Genomic DNA, 18,440 nt, shown 5'->3' on the forward strand with positions numbered 1-18,440 from the left:
CTACCCTAGATTAAAGAGTGTTGGAAAATATATTAAAAAAATGTGAAAAAAGATATTGTATATCTATATTTTCTATGATATATTTATAAATGTCTTAAAGAGGTCCCGTGGTGTAGCGGTTAACATGCCTGCCTGTCACGCAGGAGATCGCCGGTTCGATCCCGGTCGGGACCGCCATTTAAATTGATATTACAGTCCTTATGATTTTACATCATAGGGACTTTTTTGTATGTGATTGGAGTATGGATCCAATTCATCTTTCAGGAATTTATCAGTAAATTAAGTAGAAATTACATGACAAATGAATAATGTCGAAAGGATCAACACTGCCTAGTAGAAACACAGAGGCTAAAAGCATAACATTCTGTGAAGTATTTGAGACCAACTTCCCTTTATTATTTCATAAACAACATCTATTTCCCTAAAACATATCAAGTATATCTAAAAAATGGCTTAAATCGCTGTGAAATGATCGATAATATTGCCATAAGCATAGCGAATTTCATATATTTAACATTATCTAAAAATAGTAAAAATTACCGATAAATGATAGCGTTTCTATAAGGTAAAATTAGAGATGTTTCTAATATAAAGATTAGGGGTAAAAAAGTAGAAGTAATCGGATTGGCTACGGAGGTGTTTATATGAGCAAAGATTATTCTTTTAAAAGTATTTATTTCCCTTTGCTTATTGGTTCCATGATAATGATGGTAGGCTGTGGAGATCCTATTATGGAGATTGAAGAATCAAATGCGTATCACTGGCAAAAAAATATGAACGAAGTAGAATTTGAGAAATTAAAAAATGATATGTCATATATTGAGGTAGTAGAAGCAGCAGGCGGCGCAGGTAAAAAAATCAAAAATAATGAATATCGTTGGAATGATGAAATCTTGATGACACAGGCCTATATAGTAAAATTTAAGGATGATAAACTAATTGGCAAAGAAATCATAGCAGTGAAAGGTCATTCAAACAGATAAATAGTTGTCACGTCTTTGTAAAAGAAGGCGTGTTTTTTTATTTAAATGGCTACCATGTCATAAAATTAGGCTTTTTAACGAAGATAATCTATGTAGGATATAATGATATTGGATGCTTTGAACATTTTCGCTAGTTTAGGTAAACTAGAGGTAATGTAGTGATGAGAGGAAAAATGAGAATGTATGAAATAATCATGAATTCAGTTGATGATACAGAGCGTTTTGCCGTGACACTTGCAAAATTACTAGAAGCTCAAGATACGATTACATTAGAAGGAGATTTGGGTGCAGGCAAGACAACGTTTACGAAGGCCTTAGCAAAAGGGCTTGGTGTGAAAAGAACGGTCAACAGTCCAACATTTACAATCATTAAACAGTATGAAGGACGTTTACCCTTCAATCATTTAGATGTTTATCGTTTGGCTGAAAGTGACGAGGACCTTGGTTGGGATGAATTATTTTATGGAGATGCAGTATCAGTGGTAGAGTGGGCGCATTTAATAGAACAGGATTTGCCACAGAATCGATTAGCGATAGAGATTTATCGAATCGGAGACAATGAACGACGATTTGTGTTAATACCTAGTGGGGAACGCTATGAGGCACTATGTGAGGAGCTAATGAAATGATTTGGTTAGGAATAGAAACAGCGAATACACCACTTTCCGTTGCTATTGTGAGGGATGGAAAAGTGGTAGCTGAGCTGGTACAAAATATAAAATTAACACATTCAGCAGGCGCAATGCCCGCTATTGAAGAGGTATTAGCAAGAGCAGGTTTGAAGGCAGGCGACTTGGATGTTATTGCAGTGTCTGAAGGGCCAGGTTCGTATACAGGGGTCCGTATAGGTGTAACATTAGCGAAAACCCTAGCATGGACATTACAGATACCTTTAGTTGGTGTCTCTAGCTTAAAAGCATTAGCTGCAAATGCTACCCTTTATAATGGATTAATTTGTCCAATTTTTGATGCAAGAAGAGATAATGTTTATACAGCTGTTTATCAAGGAGTGACTCTAGAGGCTCTTGTGGAGGATCATCATGCACATATCGCTGATTTATTAGAGCGTTTAAGGGCATTAGATGCACCTATTTTATTTGTAGGAACAGATGTGGGCTTATTTTGGGATAACATTGTAGAGGAGCTTGGCGATAACGCTTTTCGTGCACCTTTTAGTCTTGACTTGCCACGTGCAACGGAAGTTATTCGTGTAGGAACTAAAGTGGGATTACCGAGTGTTGAAGCTACTCATCACTTTGTCCCACAATATAAACGAATTGCAGAGGCTGAAGCAAATTGGCTGAAAGAACAGAAGGAGAAAGAACATGAGTAGTGATGTAACTTATCGTAAAATGGTTTCTGATGATGTACCAGCAGTTTATGAAATTGAAGTAGCTTCATTTCCTGTACCTTGGACGTTGGATTCCTTTTACTATGAAGTACATGAAAATCAGTATGCCCATTATGTGCTGGCTGTTGATGCAAGTGGAAGTATTATTGGTTTTTGCGGGATGTGGATGGTTATAGATGCAGCCCAAATTACGAATGTAGCAGTTATTGAGGCAGCTCGTGGACGAGGTATAGGCGAGGGATTAATGCGTGAGGCAATGCAAATAGCTCGTTTACATGGAATGGAGGTTATGACATTGGAGGTACGAGTAACGAACACAGTTGCACAAAATCTTTATCGTAAGCTCCAATTCCAAGATGGTGGTATACGGAAAGGTTATTATACGGATAACGGGGAGGATGCCCTTGTCATGTGGGTGAATTTATAATGAATAATGGATTGATATTAGCAATAGAATCAAGCTGTGATGAAACAGCTGCAGCGATTATACGAAATGGTCATGAAATCGTGTCGAATGTTGTTGCTTCTCAAATAGAGAGTCATAAGCGATTTGGTGGCGTTGTTCCTGAAATTGCATCACGCCATCACGTTGAACAAATTACGATGGTAATTGAAGAAGCATTAGCTCAAGCAAATTTAAAGCCGGTAGATTTGGATGCGGTTGCTGTTACAGAGGGTCCGGGTCTTGTAGGGGCATTGTTGATTGGTATTAATGCAGCGAAGGCTTTTGCCTTTGCGAATAACCTACCAATTGTAGGTGTGCATCATATTGCAGGGCATATTTATGCCAATGCGCTTGTTCAGCCGATGGAGTTCCCTTTATTAGCACTAGTAGTTTCAGGCGGTCATACAGAGCTTGTCTATATGAAGGAACATGGCTCTTTTGAAGTCATTGGTGAAACACGAGATGATGCAGCTGGTGAAGCTTATGATAAAGTGGCGCGTGTTTTAAATTTACCTTATCCTGGTGGACCACATATTGATCGTCTTGCTCATGAGGAAGGAGAGGCTGTTCCTTTTCCAAGAGTATGGTTGGAAGAGGATTCATATGATTTTAGCTTTAGCGGTTTAAAATCAGCTGTCATCAATTATAAACATAATATGGATCAACGAGGTGAAGCCATTTCACCAGCAGCTGTCGCCAAGGGCTTTCAGGAAAGTGTTGTTGAAGTACTGACTGCTAAGACATTACGTGCTGCTCGCGAATATCAGGTGAAACAGGTTATTGCAGCTGGAGGTGTAGCAGCAAATAAGGGTTTGCGAATTTCTTTGGAGACTGTATTTGAAGAGGAAGGTATCCCGTTTTTTGTACCGCCGCTTAAATTGTGTACTGATAATGCGGCAATGATTGGGGCAGCAGCTATGCCGATGTTTGAGGCTGGTATTCGAGGAAACTTAATGATGAATGGACGTCCAGGAATGGAGTTAAAATCCTGGGTATAGTATAGGAAAGAGGTATCTATATTTTTAGATATCTCTTTTTTTTAATTGTCGAATAATTGTTGATAAAAAAGAACCGTGCTAAGGGAATAGTCAGTAGAGGCATCACAATTGACAAATTTTTCAGAAAATTATCCACAGGTAAAGGAGCGAATTAAATGGCGAACACGCGTACTTATGCACAAATTGTTGATAACTTGTGTATAACTTGTGATTATTCAATATATAGTAGCTGGTTTTATCCGATAGAATGTGGATAAAATAAATTTTCATTGTGGACAATGTGGAAAACTCTGTTGATATGTTGGTACTACTAGATTTGTAGTGTGAATAAAACTGTGGGCATTTTTTGTCGAAAAATAGCACTTGACCAATATATATGAAAAATGAAGACAAGTAAAGAAAAAGCCATGTGACCTTTCACATGGCTTACATCATTTACATACTAATATTTTCAAGTTCTTCATTTAACTCAAGCCATTCTAATTCTAATAGCTCATGCTGTTCTTTAGCAGTTGCTAATTCTGCTTGAAGCATTGAAATTTTTTCATGGTCGGTAAAAATGGCAGAGTCACAAAGAGCTTCTTCTAGTCTTGCAACAATAGCAGATGTTTCTTGCATCTTGCTTTCTAAATCTTCAATCGTACGTCTAATTTGACGTTCACGCTTTTTTGCTTCTTTATCAATTTTTGATGTAGAGGTTTTATCAGGTAGGTCTTGCTGTACTTGTGGTTGGGAGGCAGCCTTCATTTGTGCTAGCTCCAATAGTTCCTGCTTTTTCTCAACGTAATAATCGTAGTCACCTAAATATTCAAATGAACCCGTTCCAGATAACTCCACCACTTTTGTTGCGATACGATTAATGAAGTAGCGGTCGTGTGAGACAAATAGAAGCGTACCTGGATAATCAATCAAGGCATTTTCTAATACCTCTTTGCTATCTAAGTCCAAATGATTGGTAGGCTCATCTAGAATTAAGAAATTAGCCTTTTGCATCATTAGCTTTGCGAGTGCAAGGCGTGCTTTTTCACCGCCCGATAAAGAGGATACAGCTTTATCCACATCTTCACCACTAAAAAGAAAACGCCCTAATACAGTTCGAATATCTTTTTCGTTCATGAGTGGCCATTCATCCCATAATTCTTTTAGGACACTCTTATTGCTCGATAGCTTTGCTTGCTCTTGATCATAGTAGCCGATTTGTACATTCGTACCATAACGAATACTACCTCCAAGAGGGGATAAATCTTTTACAATTGTTTTTAATAATGTCGATTTACCAACTCCGTTTGGGCCAACAAGGGCAATACGATCCTCACGAAAAGTGCGGAGGTTTATCCCACTAGAAATGGTACGATCGTTATAACCTATCGTTAATTCATCAACAGATAAAACATCATTTCCACTTTGACGTTCAATCGTGAAACCGAAACTAGCGGATTTCTCATCACCATCTGGCGATTCCATCCACTCGGTACGTTCAAGCATTTTACGTCGACTTTGTGCCATTTTTGTTGTAGAAGCACGTGCAATATTTTTTTGGATAAAATCCTCTAGCTTGGCCTTTTCATCTTGCTGACGTTCATAGAGTTTGACATCACGCTCATAATTTTTAGCTTTTTCATCTAAATATGCACTATAATTACCCGGATATTTGGTAACGCGATGACGAGATACTTCGTAGACAATAGAAACGACTTGGTCTAAGAAGTAGCGGTCATGGGAAACAATTAAAATAGCGCCTTCATAGCCCTTTAAATAGGATTCCAACCAAGATAGTGTTTCGATATCTAAATGGTTCGTTGGCTCATCGAGAATTAAAAGATCTGGTTTACTAAGTAAGAGCTTAGCAAGTGCTAAACGTGTGCGCTGTCCACCAGATAAGGAACTGATGGGTTTGTCATAGTCTTCGGAATAAAATTGCATACCATGAAGGACTGACCGTATGTCTGATTCATATTGATAGCCACCTGCATCTTTAAACGTATGCTGTAAATGATCGTATTCCGACATAACTTTCGCATACATAGTAGGGTTTTCATAGACAGTAGGATCAGCCATTTGTTGTTCAAGTGAGCGTAGCAGCTGTTCTTGGGCTAAAAGAGATTCAAATATAGTCATCATTTCATTCCAAATTGTTAGCGTAGAGTTTAATCCTGCATGTTGCTCTAAATAGCCTATTTGAATATCCTTTGGGATAATGATATCACCTGAATCATAAGACATTTGACCAGCAATTATTTTTAATAAAGTAGATTTACCTGCACCGTTTCGTCCTACTAAGGCAACACGGTCACGGTGTTGAACTTCTAATTTAACACCACTTAAAATTTCATCTGCAAGAAAGGATTTAGTTAGTTGATTGACCTGTAAAACAATCATTCTTGACACCTCAATTCTACCTTAGTGTAATGGATGAACGATTTGCATGCAATGTCCGTGCTTTACTTATTCCTAGCAGTCATGTAAGATTGAAACGATTTCTTTTTAGTTAGCTGCGTATAAGGCGCCATTAACTAAAGAGAAATACAGCAGGGGATTGCAAAAATGTTGTATATTGTTAAGGATGAATGTATTAAAATTAGTAGTTAAAGACAGTAAAATTGATGGAGGTACATCATAAGGAGGAAAAAGTTTGAAACAAGAATTAAAAATTCCACAAGCCACTACAAAAAGACTTCCTCTTTACTATCGATTTATTCAAAACTTTGCACAAGAAGGTATGGAACGTATTTCGTCGAAGGAATTGAGTGAAGCGATGAAAATAGATTCTGCAACTATTCGCCGTGATTTTTCTTATTTTGGTGCACTTGGGAAAAAAGGTTATGGCTACGATGTGCAGCATCTATTACAATTTTTTAGCCAGACGCTTGATCAACATGAAACGACAAAAGTAGCGTTAATTGGTGTGGGGAATTTAGGCAGTGCATTATTAAAATATAATTTTCAAAAAAACCATAATACACATATTGTGGTAGCATTCGATTCAAAAGCACCGAAGGATGGCAAAATGATCAGTAACATTCCGGTTTTTCATCCAGATTTATTGGAAGAAAAATATGCAGAATACGGTGCAGAGCTTGCTATTTTAACCGTTTCACCACGCTCCGCTCAAAAAATGGCGGATCGCTTAGCAGCCATGAATGCAAAGGGAATTTTAAACTTTACGCCAGAGCGATTAACAGTACCTGATAGAATGCAGCTTTTAACCATCGATTTATCGGTAGAGTTGCAAGCGCTTATTTATTTAATTCGTAATCAGGAAGAGTGAAAACCATACATATTTTTTAGTGTAATTCACCGTTTCTGTCAAATAGATAATTTAAATAAAATGAGGTCAAATCAGTGAGTGTGACGAAAAACTTTCACATATAATTAGTTAGCAAAATGGCGAAATATGCGTTAAAATGATGGATATAAAGAGGAGGTGGCTGTAATGGGTGGTATTGGTCCTATGAGCCTCATTATTATCGGAGTTGTCGCGTTACTAATTTTTGGTCCTAAAAAGTTACCAGAGCTTGGTAAGGCATTTGGTTCAACACTACGTGAATTCAAAAATGCTACTAAAGGTTTAGCCGACGAAGATGATGATGATAAGAAAAAGAAAGAACTAGATAAGTAAGTTAGGATGTTTGAGGAATGAATCCAAAAGATCTAACTGTCATTGAGCATATAGAAGAATTAAGAAAACGGCTGTTCATTGTTGCCGTTTTCTTTGTTCTAGCTATGGCCGGCGCCTTTTTTGTCGCAAAGCCACTTGTAAAATACCTTCAAATGACTGGAGCCAAATATAATATAGAGCTTCATGCATTTGATGTAGTCACACCACTTGCAATTTATATACAAGTTGTTTTTATAATTGCATTTATTCTTTCATCACCCGTGTTGATGTATCAATTATGGTCGTTTATTAGCCCTGGATTAAGGGAAGTAGAGCGTAAAGCAACTCTAAGCTATATTCCGTATTCATTTTTATTGTTTCTTGCAGGGTTATCTTTTTCGTACTTTTTACTATTCCCATATGTCATCAAATTCATGATGAATTTATCGAATGATTTGGAGATACAGCAAACCATTGGTATACATGAGTATTTTACATTCTTGTTTAAGCTTACAATACCGTTCGGTTTCCTTTTCCAGTTGCCAATTGTTGTTTTATTCTTTTCACGAATTGGCATATTAAGTCCGGAATTACTAATTCGTATTCGTAAATACTCGTACTTCGGTTTATTTGTATGTGCTGCGATTATTGCACCACCTGAGTTGGCTTCGCATTTAATGGTTTCAGTTCCGCTGTTTATTTTGTATGAAATTAGTATTATGATTTCACGAATTGGCTATAAGAAATATCTTAAATCCGAAGAGATTCGATTAAAAGAAGAACAGGAAGCGGAGCAAAAGCGCCAGATTGAAGAAGCACTTGAGCAGCAACGACGACAAATAGAAGAATTGAATCAACAGTAATAAATAAAGCTCGGTGCCCTAAATGGGACACCGAGCTTTTGTGTTATTTTTGCATCTTACAAGCGCTTTACAAAAATTTATTGCATTTTTTCGAGTTCTTGAAGAAACTTTTGCAATGGTTCCGCATAGAATTGTACAAGTGTCACAAATCCATTAAGCATGACGTGTGCAATAATAGACGTCCAAATGCGCTTTGTTTTGTGATATAAAAAGGCGAAAATTAAACCACAAATGGTATAAAGCAAGATATGTGAGAAGTCGAAGTGTATAATCGCAAAGAAAATGGCACTCACAATTGCTGCCACCCAGAAATTTGTTGTTTGGACAAGCGAGCCAAAGATCACTCTACGGAAGACGAATTCTTCTAAGATTGGCCCGAATACAACAATTGCTAATATGGCGATGGGAGCACCTTTAGCTATCGCGACAATATCTGCAGTATTTTGTGAGCCTCCTTCAATACCGAAAACAGCCATCTCAATAGCTGCACCAATCATTTGTCCAAAGAACACTAGGAAGAAGCCGATGATTCCCCACACAATTGTAAGAGGTATCGTTTCTTTTTTTCCTTGATAAATGTTCCAAAATGCTTTATCTCGAGATGTAAGGATTAAGCTTAAAATGAGCGCTACTGCAAAACTTAGTGCAATATACCAACCTTGAGTAATAGGAGCCGCTTGTTCAGAAGCTAAACCAGTTACCTTCATGATGAGCTTATGGAACGGTAAGAGCAACCATCTGCTAGAGATTTGCATCAAGATATAAATCAGCAAAACATACAGGGCTGTTTTTTTATGTTTCGTTACTTTTTGAGAATTAGTCACAGTCAAAATCCTTTCCATTCATATGCTTCCTTTCTATTGTAGAGGAATATGGAAAGAAAACAAAATTTTTTGAAGTTCTGACTTGCAAAAAAAAGAGTGATTGATTATCATAATAATTGTGTTAGCACTCATTGATATAGAGTGCTAATAAATATCAACAATTATTTAACTATTAGGAGGTTGTTTCACTTGTTAAGACCACTAGGAGATCGTATTGTAATTGAACTAATCGAGGTAGAAGAAAAATCTGCATTCGGTATTGTACTACCTGACTCTGCAAAAGAAAAACCACAAGAAGGTAAAGTAGTAGCAGTTGGGACAGGTCGTGTATTAGAGAACGGGCAACGTGTAGAGCTTGACGTTAAAGTTGACGACCGCATTATTTTCTCTAAATACGCTGGCACAGAAGTTAAATTTGAAGGTAATGAATACCTAATTTTACGCGAAAGCGATATTCTTGCAATTATTGAATAAGAACTTTAAAGGCACCTTACGTAAGGTGAATACTTATTGTTTGCATAACAAATGTGACAATAAGGTGAAATTGATATAAATATATTGAAGAAGCTTAACGAATATTCCATTTCAGGAGGGTAAATTCTCATGGCAAAAGATATTAAATTCTCAGAAGACGCTCGTTCATTAATGTTACAAGGTGTAGATAAATTAGCAAATGCAGTAAAAGTAACATTAGGACCAAAAGGACGTAATGTTGTTTTAGAAAAAAAATTCGGTTCACCACTTATTACAAATGATGGTGTGACAATCGCTAAAGAAATCGAACTAGAAAACCCATACGAAAACATGGGAGCAAAATTAGTAGCAGAAGTTGCTTCTAAGACAAACGAAATCGCTGGTGATGGTACAACTACAGCAACAGTATTAGCTCAAGCAATTATTCGTGAAGGCTTGAAAAACGTTACAGCTGGCGCAAATCCAGTAGGTATCCGTAAAGGTATCGATAAAGCAGTTGCTGCAGCACTTACTGAATTACACGCTATTTCTCGCCCAGTAAGCAATAAGGAAGAAATTGCACAAGTTGCTGCTATTTCTGCTGCAGATGATGAAGTTGGACAACTAATCGCTGAAGCAATGGAACGCGTTGGTAACGATGGAGTTATTACAATTGAAGAATCAAAAGGCTTCACAACAGAGTTAGATGTAGTTGAGGGTATGCAGTTTGATCGTGGTTATGCTTCTCACTACATGGTAACTGACACAGATAAAATGGAAGCGGTTCTTGATAACCCATACATTTTAATTACTGATAAAAAAATTACAAACATTCAAGAAGTATTACCATTATTAGAACAAGTGGTGCAACAAGGTCGTCCACTTTTAATGATTGCTGAAGATGTAGAAGGTGAAGCTCTTGCAACACTTGTTGTGAACAAACTTCGTGGTACATTTAATGCTGTAGCAGTAAAAGCACCAGGTTTCGGTGATCGACGTAAAGCAATGCTTGAAGATATTGCTATCCTGACAGGTGGCCAAGTGATTACAGAAGAATTAGGCTTAGACCTGAAATCCGCTGATATTTCTGCACTTGGTCGTGCAGCAAAAGTAGTTGTAACAAAAGATAACACAACAATCGTTGAAGGTGTAGGCGGAGCAGACGCGATTGAATCACGCATTGGTCAAATCCGTGCACAACTTGCTGAAACTACTTCAGAGTTCGATAAAGAAAAATTACAAGAACGTCTTGCTAAATTAGCAGGTGGTGTAGCAGTTATCAAAGTTGGTGCTGCAACAGAAACAGAGCTGAAAGAGCGTAAACTTCGTATTGAGGATGCTTTAAACTCAACTCGTGCGGCTGTTGAAGAAGGTATCGTATCAGGTGGTGGTACAGCACTTCTTAACGTCTATGCAGCAGTGGAAAAAGCGGCTGAAGCAGTAGAAGGCGATGTAGCTACAGGTGTGAAAATCGTTCTACGTGCTTTAGAAGAACCAGTTCGTCAAATTGCTAATAATGCTGGTCTTGAAGGCTCAATTATCGTAGATCGTCTAAAACGTGAAGAAGTTGGCATTGGTTTCAATGCAGCAACTGGCGAATGGGTAAACATGATGGAAGCAGGCGTAGTAGACCCAGCAAAAGTAACTCGCTCAGCTTTACAAAACGCAGCATCAGTTGCAGCCCTATTCTTAACAACAGAAGCGGTTGTAGCAGATATCCCTGAAGCAGCACCAGCAATGCCAGATATGAGCGGCATGGGCGGTATGCCAGGAATGATGTAAGATTTAGTTAGCCTATAAGCACAATCTTTTAAGTAATATGACCACTTTCCATAGTTTTATGGAAAGTGGTTTTTTATTTTGATTTTTTATTAGAACAGAGTTTAAATAAAAATCCTTAAATTTTCTTAGCTATATAATATCCGGAATTTACAATGAGCTGTTTTAATTTCTATCGGAACAATAATTTTAGCGAATTAAAACCCGCCAGTAGTGGAATATTTATCTACTGAATGTATGCATAATCTATAATTAAAAATTTTCCTGTTGTTTTTCAATGGATTATCACTTACAATACAAAATGAAAATGATAATCGTTATCATTAACTAAAAGTTTAATAGATAGAGGTGAAATTTTGGATAGACAGGAAGCTAACAGAATAGGGACGGGCAATATTTATTATGTTATTATCTTGCTTTTAATAGCCTCCATTTTAATATCTGCCGTTTTTTCTGTATCAATAGGACAAGTCAGCATTCCTTTCAAGCAATCGATGGATATTTTGCTACATACTATATCCAATGGAAAACTTGGCACCCTTGATAGTGTGGAAAGTGAATCCTACTTGAATATTATTTTACAGGTCAGAATGCCACGTGTGGTTTTTGCCTTATTAATTGGTGTCGGTCTTGCATTGTGTGGGGCTGTCATGCAGGCAGTTGTCCAAAACCCGCTTGCTGATCCATACATACTTGGTATTTCTTCAGGAGCGTCATTAGGTGCAACCTTTGCTATTCTAGTTGGTTTTGGGAGTAGTGCATTGTTAGCACAATTTGGAGTAGCCTTTGGTGCATTTGCAGGGGCGATGATTACCTCTATGGCAGTGCTTATCTTATCCAGCATTGGAGGTAAAGCAACCTCAGTAAAATTGGTTTTATCAGGGGTTGTTATCGGTGCATTATGTAGTTCGTTTTCAAGCCTTATCATCTTTTTTGCCAATAATGCAGAGGGCATTAAAACTGTTACGTTCTGGTCTATGGGGAGTTTAGCATCTGCCAGCTGGGACAAAACACCAATTTTAACAATCGTGATTGTACTAGGAGCTGCATTATTCCTTTTCCAACATCGTGTGCTAAACACAATGCTACTTGGGGATGAATCAGCTATCACCTTAGGGATCAATTTAAGTGCTTATCGTAAATTATATATGATTCTTACCTCGCTTATTACAGGAACGATGGTCGCTTATGCAGGTATGATCGGTTTTGTTGGTTTAATTATTCCACATATCACAAGAGGTATTTTCGGAGCAGATCATAAACGATTAATGTTAGGAACATTGCTCTTAGGAGGCCTTTTCATGATTTGGGCTGATATTTTGTCTAGAACATTAATCCAAAATGTAGAATTACCGATTGGTATTATTACTTCTGTCATTGGGTCACCATTATTTATCTATATGATTGTAAAAAAAGGTTACAACTTCGGAGGGTAGAACAATGGAATTAGTAGCAAAGGAAATAGAAGTAAAAATCGGCAAAAAGGAAATCGTAAAAAACGTATCCATTCATGTGAATAAGCAACAATTTGTGGGCTTAATCGGACCAAACGGATGCGGAAAATCAACTTTACTGAAAAGCATTTATAAAAGCCTAGTACCTCAAAAAGGGATGGTCTTCTTAGATGATTTAGATGTTTTAAAAAGCGCCGAAAAAAAGATTTCTCAACACTTAGGTGTAGTTGGACAATTCAATGAAATGCACTTTGATTTAACGGTACAACAAATGGTGATGTTAGGTAGAACACCTCATAAAAAAATGCTAGAGTCAGATAACCAAAAGGATTTTGACATCGTAGAAGAGGCATTGACAAGAACGAACTTACAATCTTATAGAGAGCGCAGTTTTCTTTCACTATCTGGTGGTGAAAAGCAAAGGGTTATTTTAGCTAGAACGATTGCCCAGCAGCCTAAATTTATGATTTTGGATGAACCAACAAATCATTTAGATATTCGTTATCAAATTGAAATACTATCCTGTGTAAAAAGTTTAAACATCGGTGTTTTAGCAGCTCTTCATGATCTAGAAATGGCAGCACATTACTGTGATTATCTTTATGCAGTAAAAGATGGTGAAATCTATGCACATGGTACACCCCAAGAAGTTTTAACACCAGAAACAATAGAAGCTTTATATCATATCAAATGTCAAACGTTTACTAATCCAGTGACGAATGGATTAGGCTTTGCATATGGACTGTAGGAGGAAAAACATGAAGAAAAAATTATTATTAGGAATTGGTTTAGCAGCTTTATTAACATTAACAGCCTGCGGTAACACATCAAAAGATACATCTAAGGAAACTCAAACAAAAGAGCATTATCCACTGACAATTGAGAACTTTACAAAGGCTGAAGGTGGATCAACATGGGAAAAGAAAGATCAAGTATTTGATAAAGCACCAGAAAGAATTATGGCAAATACACGCCCAGCTGCAGAATTATTATTACATTTAGGATTAGGCGATAAAATCGTTGGTGTTGGTGCAAATTTTGGTGCAGTTGATAAAGCTGTTGAAGAAGAGTATGCTAAGCTAAATATTTTAAGTGATGAATATGTTGGGAAAGAGGTTACATTAGGTACTGATCCTGATTTAGTATTTGGTCGTGGTGGCTTATTTGATAATGCTGAATGGGGAGTAGGGACAGTAGATTCGCTTAATGAAATGGGTGTAAAAACATATGTTTTAGAGTCATCCGTAACAGGCGGCACGTATGATTCTATTTATAAAGATATAAAGAATATTGGTGAAATTTTTAATGTTCAAGACAAAGCAGATAGCTTTATTAAAGAATTAAAAGGTCGACAACAAGATATTTCCTCAAAATTAGAAAGTATAAAAGAAGAAAAAACATTTGCCTATTTGCATACAAATGATCCAAAAGAGCTTTTTGTTTATTCAGCACACGATGAAACATTCTTTAATGATGCATTTAAAATGGTTAAATTAGATAATATTTTTAAAGATGAAACAGGCGATGTAAGTGTTGAAACATTAATTGCAGCAGATCCAGATGTATTAATTCTTCCTAACTGGGACGGTTCTGATTTGACAAAAGTACGTGAAGAAATTTATGCGAATCCTAAACTATCAAGCATGAAGGCTATTAAAAATAAACAAATGTATATTGTAGATTACAATTACATGTTTGGCTATGGCTATAACACAATTGATGGAATGGAAGCATTAGCAAAAGAAATGTATCCAGACTTATTTAAATAAAACAAAAAGTGCTGTCCTAGCGGGTCGAATAAATGACACGTTAGGGCAGCGTTTTCTTAATACGGAGGAATAATTATTGTTATGGCTGTAGAAGCTGCTCTTTATATAATATTGTGGTTATTAACTTAGAATTTTCATTGTTCCAGCAGACGGATACAGGATGCTGCGGATCGAGATAGAGTAATTGGGTAAAAAGGTCTTTCCTTGTTTTTTTTATGTTGGTGGTATCAAGCAAATATGGCGATAGGATTGGCAATAAGCCTGTTTTAAAAAGAGCCTCTTTTAAAGTCCAAAACTCATAAAAAACATGTAAAGGCTGATGAGAGACCAATTGACGCTCTGTCTCAGAAAGCGCATATATCATCATATCTTCACTCACTGGCTTTATTTCTTCAACATCAATGCCCACTCGTCCGATGGTGGTGACTGCTAACACTATCCAATCCCCAGAATGAGAGAGATTAAAATCTCCCTGCCAATGAGGATGTCCTGCAATATAAGGGCGCCCAAATTCATTATGAGCTAGATGTAACAGAACGTCATCTATATAGGGAAGGAGTGCCCATCTAATAAGAGTGCTACCTAGCAACGCTCTTTGCTGATCCTGCCAGTGCTTGTATTGCTGAACTTTTCTTTGCACCTCAAAAGGGAGTACTTTAAGGAAAGCATCCCGTTCTGGTGGTGCTAACTGTACTCCTAGAGGAAGTGCAAATAACTTTATAGTTTGTTTTATCATCTTATATTGACTTGTTTTGGCTCAGGAAAGTAGCCTGTATCAATGCCATATTGAATCATTCTGTAAATAAAGGCTTTATTTGGTGCCGCACATTCAATCTTGGTATGAGCTAAAAATTCTATCGTTTTTTTGCAATTGAAGATAAATGGGGAGTCACTTGCTCCATCACCTTCAAGCTGCGCAATGGCTAACGATAAATATTCCTGTACATCTTTTGAATGATCACCATTTAATAGCCAATCTGTATACTCTTGTGTTGACACAATTGTTAGGTCATAACCAATTTCCTTAAGCATATCGATTAATTCTAAATAAGTAAGCGATACAGGGTTACATAAATGGAAGACATGGCCGTTGGTTGCTGGCTGGCTTGCCAAAGAAACAAGTGCCTGACTAGCATAATTGATTGGTGTGAAGTCAACATGCCATTGTGCGGTAGGTGTTTTACCTAAATAAAGCATTGATTTAATCATACGGTAAAAGGCATTGTCATCGATATTACGTTGGAATTTACCTGTTTCAGAATGACAGCTTAAATTTCCTACACGATAAATGGAGACAGGGATTGCATCCTGTACAGCGTTTCGAACAAGGTTTTCTGCTTCTAGCTTACTTTGAGTATAAACATTATCAAGCTTAACATTGTAATTGAAGTTACCTTTTGCTTCATTTGGTCCCCATTGTATGGCGGCTAGCTCCTCTGGAATGCCAATTGTCGATACATAATGGAAATGCACACCTGGTTTCTGTTTGGCTATTTCAAGCAAGTAGCGAGTTCCATTCACATTGACATTATTAAAATGATCAGCTGCACCAAAATGACGTACATCTGCACCACAATGAATGATAGCATTAATTTCTTTCATAATGATTTTTTCATCTTTATCAGATAAGTGTAGTCGTTGCTTCCCTAAGTCACCTTGGATAACAGTAATACGATCTTTCATCTGTTGAGCAATAGTATTGCCAAAATAAAATTGCATACTCTCTCTTAGTTTATCTTCAATCGTAGTTTGGGTGCTTGGTCGAATAAGGCAATATATGTGCGCAGTTGTTGTTGCTAATAGCTCATATAATACATGACTACCTAAATAACCTGTAGCACCTGTTAGTAATACCGATGTCATTGGCAAGGGCTTCACATTTTGGGAGACTTTTAGAGGACTAGGCTCCATTAAGTCCTTGAATACAATGCTTTTAGCTGGTTCGTCTTGATCTTCAATCGCTTCTGGTTGATAATGACGAATATAATGATCCAGTTCAGCAATCGTTTGATATTGGAAGAAATCCTGAATCTTTAAGAATGGTATATGTTTTTTCACTTGTACAAGAATCTCGAGCACTTTTAGCGAATGCCCTCCGATATGAAAGAAGTTATCGTGAATGCCAATTGGCTCAATACCGAGTACAAATTCCCATGCAGTAGCAAGCATACGCTGTGTATCATTTTCTGGGGCAATATATGTAGTACTGCGTGATAAAGTTAATTCCAATGAAGCTAAGTGTTTTCGATCAATTTTTCCTGTAGGGGATAATGGCATTTCTTGCAATTCAATAAATTGCTCTGGCACCATATAATCTGGTAAAAGATTTGCTAAGTAGTCCCTTAAAAGATTCTCCTCAAGCTGCATCCCACTTGCCACCGTATAGTAGGCAAATAAATGATTATTCCCATCAGCCATTTTCTTTGCAATGATCACAGCTTCCTGAATGCTCGTATGATTGCTCAATACTGTTTCGATTTCTCCAAGTTCAATACGGAAGCCTCTTACTTTAATTTGAGAGTCTTTACGTCCAACAAATTCAATGACACCAGTTGGCAATAGTCGAACTAAATCACCTGTTCGATACATTTTTTGATCTGGCTTTAAGAGATGAGGTACAAATACTTCAGCTGTTTTTTCAGGCTGATGTAAATAACCTGCTGCTAAACCAGCACCAGCAATACATAATTCTCCGATTACATTAACGGGACATAGCTGATCGTCCGTGTTAATAACGTACATTTCATAATTGGCGATTGGTCTACCAATAGGGATACTAGATTGCATGTCTGTTATCTGACTTTTCACCTTAAAATAGGAGGACAATACTGTACATTCAGTTGGTCCATACACATTAATAATTTCTGTAGAGAGTCCAAATTTGTCTTGCCATTTTTGAACAATGGCAGGCAATAGGGCTTCACCACCTACAGATAAATAATTTAATGTCGAAAGCTTTTTTCTATAGCTTACTGGTAAATGTGTAGCTAGCTGTGTAAAGAAAGCATTTGGAACAGTAGCGGTCGTTACTTGCTCACGGTCGATCATATCAGCAAATGCCTCAATGGACAAACGCTCTATACTTGTAAGCATATGAAGTCTTGCACCTGAAAATAAAGCAGTAAAGGTTTCTGTTATAGAAGGGTCAAAACTAAAAGAAATAAACTGGGAATAAACATCTTCTTTAGTTGAATGGTAGATTCGTTGATTATCTGTTATTAAATTAATGACAGCCTCATGCTTAAGCATGACGCCTTTTGGCTTACCTGTTGAACCAGATGTATAAATAATATAGGCTAAATCGGATGGAAGAATTTCACATTGGATATTTTCCTGTGAATATCCTTGCTCCATTTGGTTGATTGTGAACACTGTGCGTGTTTGGGAATCATTATGTATAAAATCATTCAGTAGAGCTGTATGTTCGTTTTTCGTTATGATAAATGGAGTACCTGTATCGTTTAATAGGTACTGACAACGTTCTTTTGGATAGCTCGGATCAATGGGGACATAAACTCCACCAGCTTTCAGGATACCTAACAAACTAATGACGGTTTCTTTACAGCGTTCCATAACTATCGCTACATAGTTTCCTTTTTGTAGACCGTTGGCAACTAACATATGAGCAACTTGGTTGGATTGTTCATTTAGCTGACGGTAGGTAAGTTTTCCACCTTCATAGGATAATGCGATTCGTTCCGCAAATTTTTGTGCTGCCTGATAAAATACGTCAGGTATTGTGGTGTTTTGATCGTAGTCAGCTATTGTACGGTTTAACGTTTGATATGCGAGTAAGTCTTCTCTGTTTAATAATTGTGTACTATTGGATTGAAGTGTTTGTTGGTCAAAAGAAAGCGTATTATTCTGTGATGGGTGTACATCAAATTCATTTTTATTATTCAATTATGACAACTCCTATTTTA

The 18,440-nt window shown here is 37.1% G+C and carries 17 protein-coding genes and 1 tRNA gene; 14 read left to right on the forward strand and 4 right to left on the reverse strand.

The window, feature by feature from the left end; translation table 11 throughout:
• The first annotated feature begins 101 nt into the window (after positions 1-101).
• From ACMGGO_RS01565 to tsaD, 6 genes are all read left to right on the forward strand, one after another.
• A tRNA-Asp gene (locus tag ACMGGO_RS01565) sits at positions 102-177 on the forward strand.
• Between the two features lie 467 nt (positions 178-644).
• Positions 645-983 (forward strand): hypothetical protein, encoded by a 339-nt coding sequence (locus tag ACMGGO_RS01570; protein ID WP_048394912.1) that lies wholly within the window; start codon positions 645-647, stop codon positions 981-983.
• Between the two features lie 179 nt (positions 984-1,162).
• Positions 1,163-1,612: a tRNA (adenosine(37)-N6)-threonylcarbamoyltransferase complex ATPase subunit type 1 TsaE gene (tsaE, locus tag ACMGGO_RS01575; protein ID WP_054548893.1), complete on the forward strand. Its 450-nt coding sequence runs from the start codon at positions 1,163-1,165 to the stop codon at positions 1,610-1,612.
• On the forward strand, positions 1,609-2,316 hold the full coding sequence (gene tsaB / locus ACMGGO_RS01580) for a tRNA (adenosine(37)-N6)-threonylcarbamoyltransferase complex dimerization subunit type 1 TsaB (RefSeq protein ID WP_420281526.1): 708 nt from the start codon (positions 1,609-1,611) through the stop codon (positions 2,314-2,316). Before tsaE ends, tsaB begins: the two co-directional genes overlap by 4 nt.
• Positions 2,309-2,761 (forward strand): ribosomal protein S18-alanine N-acetyltransferase, encoded by a 453-nt coding sequence (rimI, locus tag ACMGGO_RS01585; protein ID WP_054548892.1) that lies wholly within the window; start codon positions 2,309-2,311, stop codon positions 2,759-2,761. The genes tsaB and rimI overlap by 8 nt, the downstream gene beginning before the upstream one ends.
• Positions 2,761-3,777 carry a tRNA (adenosine(37)-N6)-threonylcarbamoyltransferase complex transferase subunit TsaD gene (gene tsaD, locus ACMGGO_RS01590; protein WP_048394920.1) on the forward strand — a complete coding sequence of 339 codons (1,017 nt, stop codon included), beginning with the start codon at positions 2,761-2,763 and terminating at the stop codon, positions 3,775-3,777. The genes rimI and tsaD overlap by 1 nt, the downstream gene beginning before the upstream one ends.
• A gap of 435 nt (positions 3,778-4,212) precedes the next feature.
• Here the strand turns inward: tsaD and ACMGGO_RS01595 are convergent, their stop codons facing one another.
• The gene (locus ACMGGO_RS01595) at positions 4,213-6,156 is read right to left on the reverse strand and encodes an ATP-binding cassette domain-containing protein (RefSeq protein ID WP_066038145.1); all 1,944 of its coding nucleotides are present in this window, start codon (positions 6,154-6,156) and stop codon (positions 4,213-4,215) included.
• 253 nt (positions 6,157-6,409) lie between these two features.
• Between ACMGGO_RS01595 and ACMGGO_RS01600 the strand changes: the two genes are divergently transcribed.
• The 3 genes from ACMGGO_RS01600 to tatC all read left to right on the forward strand — a co-directional run bounded on the left by ACMGGO_RS01600 (position 6,410) and on the right by tatC (position 8,238).
• Positions 6,410-7,045: a redox-sensing transcriptional repressor Rex gene (locus ACMGGO_RS01600; RefSeq protein WP_004224350.1), complete on the forward strand. Its 636-nt coding sequence runs from the start codon at positions 6,410-6,412 to the stop codon at positions 7,043-7,045.
• Positions 7,046-7,210: 165 nt separating this feature from the next.
• Positions 7,211-7,396, forward strand: a complete 186-nt coding sequence (locus ACMGGO_RS01605; RefSeq protein ID WP_008176991.1) for a twin-arginine translocase TatA/TatE family subunit — start codon at positions 7,211-7,213, stop codon at positions 7,394-7,396.
• Positions 7,397-7,413: 17 nt separating this feature from the next.
• Positions 7,414-8,238: a twin-arginine translocase subunit TatC gene (tatC, locus tag ACMGGO_RS01610; protein WP_048394925.1), complete on the forward strand. Its 825-nt coding sequence runs from the start codon at positions 7,414-7,416 to the stop codon at positions 8,236-8,238.
• A 77-nt stretch (positions 8,239-8,315) separates the two neighbouring features.
• On the opposite strand, the gene ACMGGO_RS01615 is transcribed toward tatC, so the two are convergent.
• A complete protein-coding gene (locus ACMGGO_RS01615) occupies positions 8,316-9,080 on the reverse strand; it encodes a CPBP family intramembrane glutamic endopeptidase (RefSeq protein WP_036075465.1) in 765 nt (254 codons plus the stop codon).
• 171 nt (positions 9,081-9,251) lie between these two features.
• On the opposite strand from ACMGGO_RS01615, the gene groES reads away from it, so the two are divergent.
• The 5 genes from groES to ACMGGO_RS01640 all read left to right on the forward strand — a co-directional run bounded on the left by groES (position 9,252) and on the right by ACMGGO_RS01640 (position 14,517).
• Positions 9,252-9,536 carry a co-chaperone GroES gene (gene groES / locus ACMGGO_RS01620; RefSeq protein ID WP_004224358.1) on the forward strand — a complete coding sequence of 95 codons (285 nt, stop codon included), beginning with the start codon at positions 9,252-9,254 and terminating at the stop codon, positions 9,534-9,536.
• Between the two features lie 129 nt (positions 9,537-9,665).
• Complete coding sequence (gene groL / locus ACMGGO_RS01625) at positions 9,666-11,297, forward strand: chaperonin GroEL (protein WP_036075467.1); 1,632 nt, start codon at positions 9,666-9,668, stop codon at positions 11,295-11,297.
• A 353-nt stretch (positions 11,298-11,650) separates the two neighbouring features.
• Positions 11,651-12,730 carry a FecCD family ABC transporter permease gene (locus tag ACMGGO_RS01630; RefSeq protein WP_281217461.1) on the forward strand — a complete coding sequence of 360 codons (1,080 nt, stop codon included), beginning with the start codon at positions 11,651-11,653 and terminating at the stop codon, positions 12,728-12,730.
• 4 nt (positions 12,731-12,734) lie between these two features.
• Positions 12,735-13,496 carry an ABC transporter ATP-binding protein gene (locus ACMGGO_RS01635; RefSeq protein ID WP_054548890.1) on the forward strand — a complete coding sequence of 254 codons (762 nt, stop codon included), beginning with the start codon at positions 12,735-12,737 and terminating at the stop codon, positions 13,494-13,496.
• Between the two features lie 10 nt (positions 13,497-13,506).
• The gene (locus ACMGGO_RS01640; RefSeq protein WP_420281527.1) at positions 13,507-14,517 is read left to right on the forward strand and encodes an ABC transporter substrate-binding protein; all 1,011 of its coding nucleotides are present in this window, start codon (positions 13,507-13,509) and stop codon (positions 14,515-14,517) included.
• A gap of 79 nt (positions 14,518-14,596) precedes the next feature.
• Here the strand turns inward: ACMGGO_RS01640 and ACMGGO_RS01645 are convergent, their stop codons facing one another.
• On the reverse strand, positions 14,597-15,253 hold the full coding sequence (locus tag ACMGGO_RS01645; RefSeq protein ID WP_420281528.1) for a 4'-phosphopantetheinyl transferase family protein: 657 nt from the start codon (positions 15,251-15,253) through the stop codon (positions 14,597-14,599).
• Positions 15,250-18,420 carry a non-ribosomal peptide synthetase gene (locus tag ACMGGO_RS01650; protein WP_066038142.1) on the reverse strand — a complete coding sequence of 1,057 codons (3,171 nt, stop codon included), beginning with the start codon at positions 18,418-18,420 and terminating at the stop codon, positions 15,250-15,252. Before ACMGGO_RS01650 ends, ACMGGO_RS01645 begins: the two co-directional genes overlap by 4 nt.
• Between the last annotated feature and the right edge of the window lie 20 nt (positions 18,421-18,440).

The organism is Lysinibacillus sp. BNK-21 (genome assembly GCF_048684915.1).
Lineage (GTDB): Bacteria > Bacillota > Bacilli > Bacillales_A > Planococcaceae > Lysinibacillus > Lysinibacillus capsici.

Excerpts from the sequence above, each read along its gene's own strand:
- rimI (WP_054548892.1), top strand. The coding sequence starts at position 2,309 with ATGAGTAGTGATGTAACTTATCGTAAAATGGTTTCTGATGATGTACCA.
- ACMGGO_RS01635 (WP_054548890.1), top strand. The coding sequence starts at position 12,735 with ATGGAATTAGTAGCAAAGGAAATAGAAGTAAAAATCGGCAAAAAGGAA.
- ACMGGO_RS01605 (WP_008176991.1), top strand. The coding sequence starts at position 7,211 with ATGGGTGGTATTGGTCCTATGAGCCTCATTATTATCGGAGTTGTCGCG.
- tsaD (WP_048394920.1), top strand. The coding sequence starts at position 2,761 with ATGAATAATGGATTGATATTAGCAATAGAATCAAGCTGTGATGAAACA.
- ACMGGO_RS01570 (WP_048394912.1), top strand. The coding sequence starts at position 645 with ATGAGCAAAGATTATTCTTTTAAAAGTATTTATTTCCCTTTGCTTATT.
- ACMGGO_RS01615 (WP_036075465.1), bottom strand. The coding sequence starts at position 9,080 with ATGGAAAGGATTTTGACTGTGACTAATTCTCAAAAAGTAACGAAACAT.
- tatC (WP_048394925.1), top strand. The coding sequence starts at position 7,414 with ATGAATCCAAAAGATCTAACTGTCATTGAGCATATAGAAGAATTAAGA.
- ACMGGO_RS01645 (WP_420281528.1), bottom strand. The coding sequence starts at position 15,253 with ATGATAAAACAAACTATAAAGTTATTTGCACTTCCTCTAGGAGTACAG.
- ACMGGO_RS01640 (WP_420281527.1), top strand. The coding sequence starts at position 13,507 with ATGAAGAAAAAATTATTATTAGGAATTGGTTTAGCAGCTTTATTAACA.
- tsaE (WP_054548893.1), top strand. The coding sequence starts at position 1,163 with ATGTATGAAATAATCATGAATTCAGTTGATGATACAGAGCGTTTTGCC.
- tsaB (WP_420281526.1), top strand. The coding sequence starts at position 1,609 with ATGATTTGGTTAGGAATAGAAACAGCGAATACACCACTTTCCGTTGCT.
- groL (WP_036075467.1), top strand. The coding sequence starts at position 9,666 with ATGGCAAAAGATATTAAATTCTCAGAAGACGCTCGTTCATTAATGTTA.
- ACMGGO_RS01595 (WP_066038145.1), bottom strand. The coding sequence starts at position 6,156 with ATGATTGTTTTACAGGTCAATCAACTAACTAAATCCTTTCTTGCAGAT.